Genomic DNA, 13,552 nt, shown 5'->3' on the forward strand with positions numbered 1-13,552 from the left:
CGAATTTCGGGAACCGCCTATCTTATTTTATGGCTCATTTCCCGACTAATTGGATCACCACAGCACAATCTTCTCGGTTGACTGTATGTGTTTCGGGAGGGTTCAAGGGGCCAAGTGAATAATCGCAGTAGAACCTGGCGAAGGCGTTAAATCACGAGGAGAATTGAATCCCGGCTATTATTCACTGGTGGTTCTGGCATCATTGACTCAACGTGTCGCGCAGCGGCACTGTCACCCATTTTGTCCTTGACAAATTCCGATGGGCAATCAAAATATATTTATTTCCGGCATTAATTGTTTTTGACGACGTTAATATGGGGGGCTTTTGCCAGCAGGTCAATCGATTAAAAGAGGAGAAGGGTTTATGAAGACGCATCGGATCGTATTGCTTTTATCTTGCTTCATGCTGTTGGTTGTTCCCGGCGCCGGGGTTCAGGCCTATGATCTGCCGGCGGTCAACCTGGGGTTCACGAGTTTTCTCGACGGCGGCCCGCCGGCCGGTCCCGGGTTCTATTTTTCGCAATATGTTCAGTACTGGACTGCGGATAAATTTACCGATAAGGACGGCCATTGCGCGCTGCCTTCATTCGCCGACGAGGAACTGGATGCCTGGATCACCCTGACCCAGTTTCTTTATCAATCGGATCAACCGGTGTTGATGGGCGGCAAGTGGGGCCTTGATGTCATCATTCCCGTCGTGAATGCCGATATAACTTATGGCGCTTCCGTTCCCCCTTTCCCTCAAGAGAATGACACGGGCGTGGGAGATATTCTGATCGGTCCCTACCTGCAGTGGGATCCGGTCATGGGTAAAAACGGACCGGTTTTCATGCACCGTGTCGAGTTCCAGATGATATTCCCGACGGGAAAGTACAGCGATCACAAGGAAATCAATCCCGGCAGCAATTTCTTTTCATTCAACCCTTACTGGGCGGGCACCCTGTTTATCGCCCCGGGGCTGACGGCCAGTACGCGTATTCATTACCTCTATAACTTCGAAAACAAAGACCCCGGCAGAGCCTACCAGGCCCTGGACGCCGATGATGTTCAGGCGGGCGAGGCGGTTCACGCCAACTTCGCCATGGATTACGAAGTGCTGAAGAATCGGTTGCGGCTCGGCATCAACGGGTATTACCTCAAGCAGATCAGCAATACCGAGATGGACGGTCATGATATTTCCGGTACCAAGGAGCAGGTCCTGGGGATCGGGCCCGGAATGGTCTACCATTTTTCCCAGCATGATCATCTTTTCTGCAACCTTTACTTTGAGTCCGACGCGGAAAATCGTCCCGAAGGCGACCGGCTGAACCTGCGCTGGGTCCATCATTTTCAATAAGATTTCAGGTGTGCCTTTTATGAGGGGAAGGATTAAAAGGGGCGGGTCTTCAGGATGCCTGAAGGCTTGCCCCTTTTTTATTTTGTCCCCCCGCCTCCCCGCCTTTTTTGTCAGACTGTCAGGATACCACCGGCAGCTCATGCCAGCGCGACGTGAAGGCCGGCGAGGTGTGGCGGCGGCGCATCTCCCAGGAATGTTCCAGGCCGCTGGCGGCGAAATAGAGGGTGTCCCGGCCGAAACGCTCATTGACCCGGTCCAGGGCCGTCATCAGCCGTTGCCCGGCGTCGCTGCCGGGAGCGAGATACTCCTCGATAAAGGTCTGGCGGTTTAACGCCGATGCCAGGCCGGAGAGCATGACCCCGGCTTTCTTGTAGCCGTAACCGGGCCGGTAGATCCGCCGCAGCACGGCCAGGGCCGCGGACAGCAGGACGGGGGTGCGGTCCGAAGGCGGGCGAAGCGGAACAAAGTCGCTGGCCGCGTACTGGGGCAGGGGGCGGAACCGGTCGGTCAGGATAAAGACGTGCAGGCAGTGGGCGATCTGCCCGGCCTGCCGCAGCTTTTCCCCGGCCCGGTGAACATGGACGGACACGGCTTCCTCCAGCTCGGCCAGGTTCGTCACCGGCCGGCCGAAGGAGCGGGAGCGGACCAGACTCTTCGCTGGAGGCGCTTCCGTCTGCAATTCCGAGCAGGGGAGGCCGCCCAGTTCCCGGGCGATCCGCAGTCCCTGGATGGTCATCTGTTTTCTGATCCACGGCTCCGGCATGCGGACCAGATCGGCGGCGGTTTGTATGCCGTACCGGTGGAGAAGCTTCGTGTACTGGCGGCCCACGCCCCAGATATCGCCCACGGGAACGGCGGCCAGCAGGCCGGCCAGGTCGATGGTCCGGTCCACGCGGAAGACACCGTTGCATTCCGGACGGGTCTTGGCGATTTTATTGGCCACCTTGGCCAGGGTCTTGGTGGGCGCCAGACCGATGGACACCGGGATGCCGGTCCATTGCCGGACCGTCGCCCGGATCATCCGGGCCTGCTCCTCCAGGGCCGCCGGCGTCGTCCCGGTCAGGGACAGAAAGGCTTCGTCCTGGGAGTAGATTTCCAGTTCCGGCTCCAGCAGTTCCAGCACGGTCATGACCCGGTCGGACATGTCGGCGTACAGGGCGTAGTTGGAGGAGAAGACCCGCACCCCGTGGCGGCGGAACAGGAGCTTCATCTTGAAGGCGGGGGCGCCCATGGCGATGCCCAGGGCCTTGGCTTCGTTGGAACGGGCGATGACACAGCCGTCGTTGTTGGACAGCACCACCACCGGCCGGCCTTCCAGGCAGGGCTGAAAGACCCGCTCGCAGGAAACATAGAAGTTGTTGCAGTCCACCAGCGCGATCAGGGAACGGCCGCTATGGTCCGGGTGGCCGCCGTTCTCCGGCGTGCCGCAGGCAGTGAAGTACATAGGTGACGACTCCCCAGACGACCAGGTCCGTTTCCCGGCGGATGACCTCGGGGCCGAAGGCCCTGTTTTCCGGCATCAGGCGGATTTCGCCGCCGCGGCGCCAGAGCCGTCGGACCATCAACTCCCCGTCCATCACGGCCACGATCACGTCCCGGTGGACGGCCGTCAGGGCCCGGTCCACCACCAGGATGTCGCCGGCGTGAATGCCGGCTTCCCGCATGGCCTCACCGGCCGCCCGCATGAAAAAGGTGGCCGCGGGATGGGTGATGATCAGCCGGTTCAGGTCCAGCCGGCCTTCGGCAAAGTCCTGGGCCGGCGACGGAAAGCCGGTGTGGGTTATCCCAGTTCCCGGCATATCCAGATCACTCTTCCGATGACGCGGACGCGGTTGATCTCTTCGCCCTGAAGGTAGACCGGCGCGTAGCGGCTGTTGGCGCTGATCAGCACCAGCCGGCCGGGATGCTTTTCCAGGCGTTTGACCATGACGGTGTCGTCGATGCCCAGGGCGTAGATGCCGCCGGCGTAGATGTCCGTGCGGGACTGGTCCACCAGCACGGTGTCACCCTCCTCGATGGTCGGCGACATGCTGTCGCCGACCACGTCCATGAGCACCATCTTGTCCGGGTCACCCTTGCGGCGCAGCCAGGACCGGCGGAAGGCGAAAAACGACTCCACCTCCGGGCTGGTTTCAAAGGAGCCGCCGCCGGCGTGCAGCCGGGCCCGGACGCGGGGCACGGCCGTCACGGCTTCCCGGGTGAAGGCCGCAAGAGGCGGGCCGCCGCCGGATTCCGTCCTCAACCAGGAGGGGTCGAGTTGAAAGTGCTCAATGACTTTCAGCAGCCAGGCGTCCGGCACCGTGTTTTTGCGCTTGGCCTGGGTGATGGAGGACCGATGAACGCCCAGGACGGCGGCCAGGTCGGACTGGGAGCCGACACCGGGCAGGGCGGTCGCCTTCTTATAAAATGAAGCAAAGGAAAGAGTTGACATGGTCGTCCCTTGTTGTTTGTTCGATATACGATTTGTTGATATAAATAAACAAAAGGTATCTCAAAGTCAACCTTTTTTTCAACTTTGTTCATCTTTAGCTGCTTCCCGCGCGAAGTCTGTGCCGGGAAACCGGATCCGGGTCTCCGCAAAAAACTGCCGGGCTCGGTCTTTATTGCCCATATCATGAAATACTTTTCCCAGAAACAACGTGGCTTTGGCCTGCCATGGACCAGGTTTGTTTCTGGCCACTTCCAGGCAATTCCGTGATTTCTCCAGCTCACACTTGTTGTAATAGTACATGCCAAGTTTCAGAGCAGCGGCGCTGGTGATGAAACTGATATACCGGAGGTAGAAGTTGTCAAACAGGGCCACGGCCTGATTCATGTCTTTGCTGGTCAATTCCTTGATCAGCATGCTGTAAATATAAGGATGCTTTTGAGGGTTCTGCTTGTAATAATCAAGGAAAAATGTCAGGGCTTCGATGTTGCCCGGTTCTTTTTCAAGGATATCCATATACAAATCAGCCGCTTCTTTTTTTCCAAATTCGTTTTGCCGCAATCGGTCGGCCTTGACGCTGACCGATTCTTTCGCGGCCTGGAGGTGAAAGCCCAAGAAAAAAGAAAGAAAAAAACCGAACAGGTAACCGCCGACATGCGCCCAGTAGCCGACATTGGAAGCGGAGCCGTTGAATATATCCCGGCTGCCGGCTGTGTCCATGGCGAAGAAAAGGCTGATCAAAACCAGCGCCTGGACGCGCAGAGGAACTGTCATCATCGGGAGGAAAAGAAACGGCAGCCCGATCGTTACGCGTGCAAAATAACAGCGCACGGCAAACACCCCCATGATCCCGGAAATCGCACCGGAAGCGCCGATGCCACTTCTGTGCGTCCCCGCGATGGCCGCCATCAAACAGCAAAAGATGGCGGCGCCGGCAATACAGGCAATATAAACTACCAGAAAACGGTAATGGCCGATGCGTGTTTCCAGTGTGTTACCGAAGATCCAAAGGAAAAGCATGTTGCCGATCAGGTGGGACCAGTTGGCGTGCATAAAGGCATGCATGAAAAATCCGATCGGGTATTGCCACCAGGAAGGGTGCCGGTGTGGTGGAAAAGCCAACAGAGGCTTAATGTCGTTCGATACCACAATAAAAAGAATCGTGTTGATCGCTATGAGGGTAATGGTGATATAGGGTGTGGCCTTGTTCTTCAGGTCCGATCCCATGGGCAGACCGGCAGGAAGGGGCTTCAGGCAGGTCAGCAGTGTTCTGAAAAAAGAGTCTCCCATGACCCAGGCATACAGAGTCCGAAAAATGACATACCCCGGCAGCACGGACAAAACAAGAAATAGAATGAACATGAAAAACGCGTCTATTAACTCCGGCTGAAACAGCCCGACTATGCCGGGAATCACAAAGGCCACTGCTACAGGCAGGATCAGGGCGACGCGATTCTCTTTCTGGTATGCGTTTTCTGAAGCCATTTCCCCTCCCATTTTTAAATGATAGAAAGCAAACAAAATACCAAACATCGACTACTTTATCGTTAATGAGCCGCGACGATATAAAGTTGCTTTAATTCTAATAAGTTAAACTTATAAAAAACCGGATTGGGTATTTGCCTGGAGAAAGATGTCAGGCAATTTTGTTAGAAATGCGCACGGTTGTGATGTTTGATTATCACAATACATGGAACCCGGTTATATGAGAGAAAGATCTAACGGGGCTGGTATCTGCCAATTACAATACCGGGGGCTGGATTTATATAAGAAGCTGTTATAAAATAAGAAAAAATCCGGCATGTGTTTTGCTAATTTCCTTTTAATATTTTGCCGGAGGGGGGGAGAATGGATGTGCCAATGGCTTGGCCCGAAGAACATATTAATTATATTATTAACGAAACCAAATCCCTCAAAAAACGACTGGCGCCGATTTTCAAGGATGAACCGCAGGTTATCACCGATAATTGGGAGCCGGTTGCCCGATATCTTCTGGGTGATGACAACAATGCCATCGATAATTTGACCATTGAAGAAATCAATATGATCCTTTCGGACATATTGGTTTCCCTGCGCTATCCCGCCTCGGCTCCGCCGATGAATCTTCCAACTCCAAATGTCGATATCAGCGAAGTCTTCAACAGACCCGACCGTCTTTTCTTCCGGATAAATAATTTTTTTGATCAGTTCGATGGTTCATCCTCTTCTTCCATCCTGGGTCGTTTTTATTCCCTCCTGCAGAAAGAGCTCCTGAAACATTTTTGCGCTTCCGACAAATATACGACTTATTGCGCGCCTATCACTATTGGGGGGAACAGAATAGGCCTTCTGGCTTATTTTCCGGAGGCAATAGTTGATCTGAGTCGAACGAACGATTTTGACTCTTTCCACCCTTTTAAAAGCCACATCATGTCAGATAACGCCAGAGATTATTATCGTTCTTTTAATAATTCATTTATCCCCGGCGCGGTGATTCTCTATTTTTATTCTGCGGAAACCAACTCGTTTTTTCTTACCAGCGGCAAAGGGTTTTTAACCTTCAGTTGTTTTAAGCAGAAGGAGGACATTAAAACATTAAGAAATATTATCGCCAAAGGCCATACCGGTTCCTCACAAAAAAGAACCCCGGCAGCAGGCACGCAAGTCCAGCTGGAATCCGAGGAGATGAAAACGAACTTATATAAAGTGCTGCGGATGGCCCAATATTGCTGTTTACAGAGTTTTGAAACCAAAAAAAATTACGCCAACGCGCACATTCAGGAAAAGATCGCCTGTCTGGAAGTGGATACGGTTCCCTTTCATTTGATCTTTGAGTTGCTATCCTGGTTTGTTCCGTTTTCAGCCGCCGTCTTGTGGGGTAGAGGAAAAAACAAGCAATGGACGATAAGGGAGAGGCAAATATATGCCGAGCGCCCTGAAGATAGGCTGGAGTGTCGCCTGAAGCTCATCAGCGATGACGGCCTTTCCGATTTTGAAAATAAATATAAGATGTTGATGGCGAGTTCCCTATCAGCCAATGACCATGACCTGACGACAATTTTTAATAACAGGAAACCGGTGATTCAGGACCTTGATGCCGATATCCGGTTACAACTGGCGGATCTGTTCGGCTACAGCGGAAAAATATGGGCATGGTCACTGGATTGCGTAAGCCGATTCATTATTCCGGTGAATGATCCGGATGTGCCGGAGACTATCCTGGAAATATATTTCAACGAAGAGGCCAGGTGGCTTAATATCATCATTCACGATATGGCCCGGATGATTGCCCGGCTTTATGCTATTTTGAAGGAAGAGTTCGGGCATAAGCGGCTGGCGCAGGAAGAGATGAGGCGCCGTTACATTGGCAAGTTGTCCCACGAGATCAGGAACTGGTTTCCACAGGTCAATCGCCGGGTCGAAGAACTGGAAAGAATTGTCGCTGCCGGCGCGCCTGCCGATCAGTTAGACCGGGCCAGGGAGAACATCGGCTTTGCCCGGGTCCGGCTGAAATATTTTTCAGATATATTTGACGTCGTTTTGTCTGAAGTCAGAAGCAAAAAATATGGCCTCCACAAGGATATCATCGCGCTCGACAAGGTCATGACCGAAGTAAAAGAGGGGGTCATCGATCTTTGTATTCATGATATCAATTACCGTTACCGGCTGGCCAAAGCGCTGGATATCCCGGATTCACAGGCAGGCAGCGATCAGCTGAAAAATCTGTTGAGACAGAACATACATGTCAGGCAAACCGGGCTGATGGTTTATGAGAATGAGACGCTGATTTTCACATGCCTCCAGGAGATGCTGAAAAACGCCGTTTCGAAACAGGACTGGGCTAACACGGACGGGTTTATCATGGAAGCCCGTAACATCGGCACAGACCGGTTGGGCCTGCGGGTGACCAATCTGCCCCGGCGGGAGCGGCAATACCTCACCAGCCTGGTCGATTACAGCCGGTCGCTGGTGGAAGGCGATGCTTTTGAAAACGAAGGATTCGGCAGCCTGTGGCTGAAAAGCATCAGAGATTTGCTTCATGGAGAATTTACGGTTCCGCCGGAATGGCTGGTAAGAGGCGCATTGTCATATCCGTCCGAATTCTGGCTGGAGATCATCATTTCCGGGAAGGCGGAGGCCGGTTCAATCTTGACATCAGACTTATTATAAGTACAATGTACATATGACAGAATTAAAATTTGAATGGGATATCCGCAAAGAACGGGCGAACATAAAAAAACACGGGGTTTCTTTTCAGGAAGCGCGCGCGGTCTTCTATGACGAGAATGCCATTCAATATTTTGATCCCGATCATTCGGATGAGGAAGACCGTTTTATTTTGCTTGGGATAAGTTATAAACTCAGGGTTCTCGTGGTTTGTCACTGTTTCAGGGAAAACGAGTCGGTTATAAGAATTATCTCTGCCAGAAAAGCGGACCAAAAAGAGGAAAATGAATATTGGAGAAACCGATCATGAGAGATCATTATGATTTTTCCAAAATGAAAGGGCGTAAAAACCCTTATCTGAAGTATTTGAAACAGCCGGTCACCATGCGTCTGGATCGGGATACGGTTCAATATTTCAGAAACATGTCTGAAGAAACAGGTATCCCCTACCAGAGCCTGATAAACCTTTACCTTCGTGACTGCGCGGCCAACAATAGAAAACTGCAGATGGAGTGGCATACGGAGAAGGCCCCGCAGGCATGACCGGGAAAAAACAAAATGGGAAGAATTAAAATATTGCTGGCTGACGACCGGCCGGAGTGGATTAAGAACTGGCAGGAAGACCTGAACCACCTGGATATTTCCGACCTGAATATCCATACTCAGGTGGAGGCCGATGAGGTTTATGCCGCTCTGGAAAGCGACACCTTTGATATTCTCCTGCTGGACATGGACTGGACCGACGGCGGCGGCAGGAAAGAGGAAGGCATTGAAATGTTACGCCGGGCCAAACAGGCAAGCCCGGCTACGGATGTGATCATCATCACCGGCTATGGGGCCGGAGAAAATTATGAAAGAATCCGCAATGCCTATAAATACGGCGTTACCGATTTCCTGCAGAAAGGAGACAAGGAATATCACAAATCCGAATTTGAACGTATTATCCGCAATGCCTTGGAAAAAGCCCGCCTGAAGCGCAAGGCGGTATCACCGTTCTGGCGGTGGATTATCGATGAATCCGGCATCAGCATTGAAAACACCCTGGGAAACCTGCTCGGCCGGTCGGAAATGATGCGCGGTCTGTTTTCCGTTATCAAAAAAGTGGCTCAAACCGACTCCCGCCTGCTGCTGCTAGGCGAAACGGGCGTGGGAAAATCAGAAATAGCGCGCACCATTCATAAGCTGAGCAACAGGAAATTCAGGGAAATGGTAGAATTCACCCCCGGCGAATTTCCGGAAACGCTTCAGGAATCGGAATTGTTCGGCCACGAAAAAGGTGCTTTTACGGGCGCCGCCGCTGAAAAGGCCGGGTTGATCAAACAGGCGCATGAAAGCACCCTGTTTATTGACGAGGTCGGCACCATGATGTCCTCCATGCAGGCTAAACTGCTGCGCTTTCTGGATACCAAAGAGTTCCGGAAGCTGGGAGGGAAAGCAGACGAATCATCCGATATCCGGTTAATCTGCGCCACCAACAGAAATATCCATAAAGACGCCCTGGAAGAAAAATTCCGGCCTGATCTGCTCATGCGGATCAGCGGTTTCCCGTTGCACATTCCACCCCTGCGGGATCATCTGGAAGATATCCCCCTGCTGGCCGAAAAATTTTTAAAGAAGCATTCGGCCGCCGGCAGGGAAAACAGGACCTTTGAACTCACCGAAGACGGGCTGAATAAACTCTTGCGCTATGACTGGCCGGGCAATATCCGAGAACTGGACAATGTGTTTGAACGGGCCGTTCCCCTGGCCGTCATTTCCGGTTCAGACCGGATCACCGCCGCCCATGTCCGATTTGACAGGGAAATTTACATAGACAATGATGCCGGCATTACCGCCCTGGTCAACCTGGACAGGCTTTATTCCCTGATAAAAAACAGGGAGAACCGGTACGATGACGCGCCGTCCCTGGCAAAAGCCTGGGGCGAGTTGATTGCCCGGCAGATCATCGACCGGGCCATGAAAGAGGCCCGGGGGCACATGAAACAGTCCGGCATTCTGCTCAATTTTTATGAAGGCCTGGACAAAGAAGAATCCCCGGCGGATCACAAAAAATACGAGGCCTACCGCCAATACCTCACCACCCAGCTTAAAATCAAGGCCAGGGATTATAAGTAATTCGATTTATTTCCCCTCGACCAGGAATGACAATACGCCCGCGGTCCAGCTTTCCGCTGGTAACTCTTCCAGGCTGGTGAATAGCCCTTCCATTTCTTCGGGGGTCAGCCGGACAATGGGTGATTCCGGCGTCGACCGGGCCACAATTTCATCCGGGATGACCGGCTCATCCGAAACAATGGCAACCATGTGCTCCCAGCCGGCAGGGCCTTCTTCCCGGTAGTCCCACTTCCAGGGGAAAAGCTCCTCTCCGGGCACAAAGTAGGGCTTATCCTCAACCACTTGAAGATGTTGCCCGCCGGTCAGGGCGCTGGGAACCTGGAGATAAACCGCTCCGCTGGTGCCCAGGTTGAGTATCGCCACGTATCCGGCCCGCCGGGATACCACCTTGAATTGCAGCGACCGTCTTATCGGTAGAGCCTTGACCCTGGCGGTGCCGATGTCCCGGGTCGTCAAGTCCGCCTTTGAGAGCTGGACGGATTGGCTGTCCTTGGTTTGCTTGCCGTTTAAAGTTTCTACAAGTGACTGGTTGGCCACGCCGAATCCCAATGCGGCCAGGGCCGCGGCTGACACGCCGAACTCAGGCGAAACCAGCCGCTCTGCCGCCTGATGCGCATCTCCGGAATCCCGGCTGACAAGCTGCTGCAGAAGCGGCTCGCTGATCCGCCCCAGCTGATCCAAAACAGCCGTGGCTTTCTCCAGCGTCGTCGCAAGCGCGGCATGCTGTTCGTGCGCTTCGGCCAGGCGGGTCTCACCTTCGCCAACGGATTTTAAATCATGGCGGAGACGGGCAACGGTAACTTCATGTTCCAGGGCCGCCTGCTCCACGGCCCGGCGGGCGTTTTCCATCTCGGCTTCGGCGGCCAGCAGTTCCTTGCGATGCTTTAGTTCCAGAACCTGGAGCTGGTGCGCTTGCTCCTTTTGGGATAACTTTCTGTCCGCTTCAATGCGGGCCTTCTCTTTTGCGTAATCCGCCCTGGCTTTGGCCTCCCGGTTTTCCGCCTGCAACTGCCGTTCCCGTTCGCGCGCGATCCGCTCCATGTCCTGCTGGCGGATACGCTCCGCTTCCGCGCGCGCGGCTTCGGCGCTTTCCCATCGCGCTGTCGTAATCCGGCAGATAAGCCCGGCGCCTGCCAGCCATTTGTTGAGCTGAGATTCCCACCAACTTGTCGGCAGGGCATCTTTTTCCAGAATATCGGAGATGGAGGTGTCGCGGACAGCGTCCTTGATCTTATGCCGGACCGCTTCAGCCAGCCACGATTCCAGCATTGTGTCCGAAAGCGGGGCTTCGGGCGTGACGCTGTTAAAGCCGAATTTCCCCAGTAAATTACGGATATCCGACACGGAGCAGGAACCGTTTAACTGCAAGTCCCAGGCATGCCCCTGACTGTCTTTTAAGATACCGGAAAAAGACAGCGCCATTTCGCAGGAGGATTTCTTCAGGACAAGAATGGCGGAATTTTCGTCGCGCCCCAGCGCCTTTTCGGCATCATCGCGTGACACCCGGTTGAGTTCCCGATCTTCCCCGGATAAGGCGGTAACCGTGTAAAAATCCACGTCAGGACCGGCCTCGGGCAGTTTCTCTTTTGATCCGCCCCCAAAACGCCACAAGCCGCGTTTTTTTTCCCGGAATACTTGAATGATGTCCTGCTTCGAGTCGCTCATGTTTCACCTTAACCGGTTTTTTCTATGTGTTTTAACCAACAACCCGATCCACACAGACAATAACATAACAGCTAAACTAACAAGCATGGCAATGCCCATGGCCGTATAGTTGAGAAGGAGAGGCCGGATGAGCGCCTGATCCATGCCCCATATGGCAAGCAAGGATACGCAAAGAGAAACGGCCACTTTCTGCACGCTGCCCTCGATCAACGACATTTCCTTCATGCTCCGCAGGATGATGGCGAAGACGATGACGAACATGGCGACCGTTGGAATTAATACACGCAAGTCGCTTGTATAGATGGCCATTGCGTCGTTCATGGATCAATCTCCATTCTAAACAGTTCCCAGGTTGACGACCAGATGATGGCACTATCCTGTTCGCGCATTAAATTCAGATCGATCTTTTTAATCCGGGCTACGTCAGGCCAGGGAAAATCAAAATACAGAGTGCCCGCAAGAAGCATGCCCTTTGCCGGTTGTCTTTGATCATCTGTATATGCTATGGAAAACCCTCTGGCTGCGAGATTGTCAGTCAACCTGCCTGCGACATACCTGCGGACAGCATCGGCTTTATCTTTTGCTCCCCGATAATTTTCATCCTTCTCCTTTGCGAACTTGAGGGGCAGGATTGTGATCGTTTTTACCGTCTGGTCATTTTCCAGTACATCACACAGTCTTTTGATGCTTTCTGAAATTGTCGCTTCAGCGGTGCCGCGTTCGAAATACCCTTTGATCGTTATTCCAAATGGAATAGCAAGTAGTAAAAAAATAGCCCAGGCCACAAAAGCATTAGCGGAATCAAACGGATTTATTGCATTTAAAAGATGACGGAATCGTCTCCTTGGTCTGTCATTCGTATTGATGCCTTTCCGGACCGGACTCTGCGGTGGCTTTGCGCACTGCTTGCAGCATTCATATTCATCAACAAAATGCCTCCGGCAAAGATAGTCTCGCCCACATTCGCGGCACTTGAATGTTTCACCTTCAGGGTTGCGCATGCCACAAATCGGGCATTCAACACTCATCTGAGAGTTGTTTTGCTGCATGCCGGCGATCTGTTGCTGCATAGACAGGGCCGATAACTTCCAATCCGGCTCACCCTCCCGTACCGTCACAATCCCGGTCCCTTCCGCAAACCGTTTCGGGGTCTGAGAGCAGCGTTTCTGTGCGGCCCAGGAGCGGACACGGTCATAGACCCACTCGTAGAGGGATTCGGCGGTGACGCGGCCCTGCGCATCCGGCGGGCAGGCGCCGGACAGAGCCTCGGCGAGGTAGTAGGAGAAGACGCCCTGTTTCTTCTCGTCCCACTCGTGGGAAAGTTCGTCCGCGTCACAGGAGGTGATGGTGTAAATGCCTTTACCAGCGGCGATCTGCTCCATAATGGAGCCGGGCATGGCGGCCACGTCTTTGCCCGCGCCGGAATGGCAGGCATCCAGGATCAGGATCTTCTGACGGGCCGCGCACCGGGCAAGGATGTCCTGGACATGGGCGACAGGGATGCCGGTCACGTGCATGGTATGCAGGGTGGCATCCCCTGGGGCCAGGTAGCACTTGCCACCCAGGTCGCGGCCATGCCCGGAAAAATAGACCAGCACGGTATCGTCTTCCTTTGGCTGGGAAAGCCAGGAGGCCAGCCAGGAATGAATGTTGGCGTAGGTTGGGCGGCGGTCTTCCGGCTGATCGTCGGTCAGCAGCAGGACATGATCCGCCGAGAACCCGTCCTGCCCCTGCTTAAGAATTTCTGCTATGCGGCGGCAGTCGTTGACGGCATACTTGAGCGGGCCGAGGCTCTCATGATAACGATTGACTCCGATCAGGATGGCCCATTTATCTGATGGTTTGTTTTTCATATTTTTGAG

Annotated in this window: 12 protein-coding genes; 5 read left to right on the forward strand and 7 right to left on the reverse strand. The window is 53.6% G+C overall.

Annotation, left to right across the window (positions count from 1 at the left end; all coding sequences use genetic code 11):
• Positions 1 to 364 precede the first annotated feature (364 nt).
• Positions 365 to 1,336: a transporter gene (locus AB1724_12775; protein MEW6078683.1), complete on the forward strand. Its 972-nt coding sequence runs from the start codon at positions 365 to 367 to the stop codon at positions 1,334 to 1,336.
• A gap of 118 nt (positions 1,337 to 1,454) precedes the next feature.
• Here AB1724_12775 and AB1724_12780 read toward each other — a convergent pair whose 3' ends face one another.
• The 4 genes from AB1724_12780 to AB1724_12795 all read right to left on the reverse strand — a co-directional run bounded on the left by AB1724_12780 (position 1,455) and on the right by AB1724_12795 (position 5,249).
• Entirely contained in the window at positions 1,455 to 2,780 is a 1,326-nt protein-coding gene (locus tag AB1724_12780) for a Y-family DNA polymerase (protein ID MEW6078684.1), read from the reverse strand.
• Positions 2,728 to 3,135 carry a translesion error-prone DNA polymerase V autoproteolytic subunit gene (umuD, locus tag AB1724_12785; GenBank protein MEW6078685.1) on the reverse strand — a complete coding sequence of 136 codons (408 nt, stop codon included), beginning with the start codon at positions 3,133 to 3,135 and terminating at the stop codon, positions 2,728 to 2,730. The genes AB1724_12780 and umuD overlap by 53 nt, the downstream gene beginning before the upstream one ends.
• Complete coding sequence (locus AB1724_12790; GenBank protein MEW6078686.1) at positions 3,117 to 3,767, reverse strand: XRE family transcriptional regulator; 651 nt, start codon at positions 3,765 to 3,767, stop codon at positions 3,117 to 3,119. Before AB1724_12790 ends, umuD begins: the two co-directional genes overlap by 19 nt.
• 78 nt (positions 3,768 to 3,845) lie before the next feature.
• Positions 3,846 to 5,249: a rhomboid family intramembrane serine protease gene (locus tag AB1724_12795; protein MEW6078687.1), complete on the reverse strand. Its 1,404-nt coding sequence runs from the start codon at positions 5,247 to 5,249 to the stop codon at positions 3,846 to 3,848.
• 375 nt (positions 5,250 to 5,624) lie between these two features.
• On the opposite strand from AB1724_12795, the gene AB1724_12800 reads away from it, so the two are divergent.
• The 4 genes from AB1724_12800 to AB1724_12815 are packed head-to-tail and all read left to right on the forward strand — an operon-like array spanning position 5,625 to position 10,025.
• On the forward strand, positions 5,625 to 7,913 hold the full coding sequence (locus AB1724_12800; protein MEW6078688.1) for a hypothetical protein: 2,289 nt from the start codon (positions 5,625 to 5,627) through the stop codon (positions 7,911 to 7,913).
• 13 nt (positions 7,914 to 7,926) lie between these two features.
• Positions 7,927 to 8,220, forward strand: coding sequence for a BrnT family toxin (locus AB1724_12805; GenBank protein MEW6078689.1), 294 nt, complete (start codon positions 7,927 to 7,929; stop codon positions 8,218 to 8,220).
• The gene (locus AB1724_12810) at positions 8,217 to 8,453 is read left to right on the forward strand and encodes a BrnA antitoxin family protein (protein MEW6078690.1); all 237 of its coding nucleotides are present in this window, start codon (positions 8,217 to 8,219) and stop codon (positions 8,451 to 8,453) included. Before AB1724_12805 ends, AB1724_12810 begins: the two co-directional genes overlap by 4 nt.
• 15 nt (positions 8,454 to 8,468) lie before the next feature.
• Positions 8,469 to 10,025 carry a sigma-54 dependent transcriptional regulator gene (locus AB1724_12815; protein MEW6078691.1) on the forward strand — a complete coding sequence of 519 codons (1,557 nt, stop codon included), beginning with the start codon at positions 8,469 to 8,471 and terminating at the stop codon, positions 10,023 to 10,025.
• Positions 10,026 to 10,031: 6 nt separating this feature from the next.
• On the opposite strand, the gene AB1724_12820 is transcribed toward AB1724_12815, so the two are convergent.
• From AB1724_12820 to AB1724_12830, 3 genes are read right to left on the reverse strand one after another with little or no spacing between them, the layout of a single operon-like run.
• Positions 10,032 to 11,690: a DUF4384 domain-containing protein gene (locus tag AB1724_12820; GenBank protein ID MEW6078692.1), complete on the reverse strand. Its 1,659-nt coding sequence runs from the start codon at positions 11,688 to 11,690 to the stop codon at positions 10,032 to 10,034.
• A gap of 3 nt (positions 11,691 to 11,693) precedes the next feature.
• On the reverse strand, positions 11,694 to 12,011 hold the full coding sequence (locus tag AB1724_12825; GenBank protein ID MEW6078693.1) for a hypothetical protein: 318 nt from the start codon (positions 12,009 to 12,011) through the stop codon (positions 11,694 to 11,696).
• A complete protein-coding gene (locus AB1724_12830; protein MEW6078694.1) occupies positions 12,008 to 13,543 on the reverse strand; it encodes a caspase family protein in 1,536 nt (511 codons plus the stop codon). Before AB1724_12830 ends, AB1724_12825 begins: the two co-directional genes overlap by 4 nt.
• Positions 13,544 to 13,552 lie beyond the last annotated feature (9 nt).

Source organism: Thermodesulfobacteriota bacterium (assembly GCA_040753795.1).
In the GTDB taxonomy this organism is placed as follows: Bacteria; Desulfobacterota; Desulfobacteria; order Desulfobacterales; family Desulfosudaceae; genus JBFMDX01.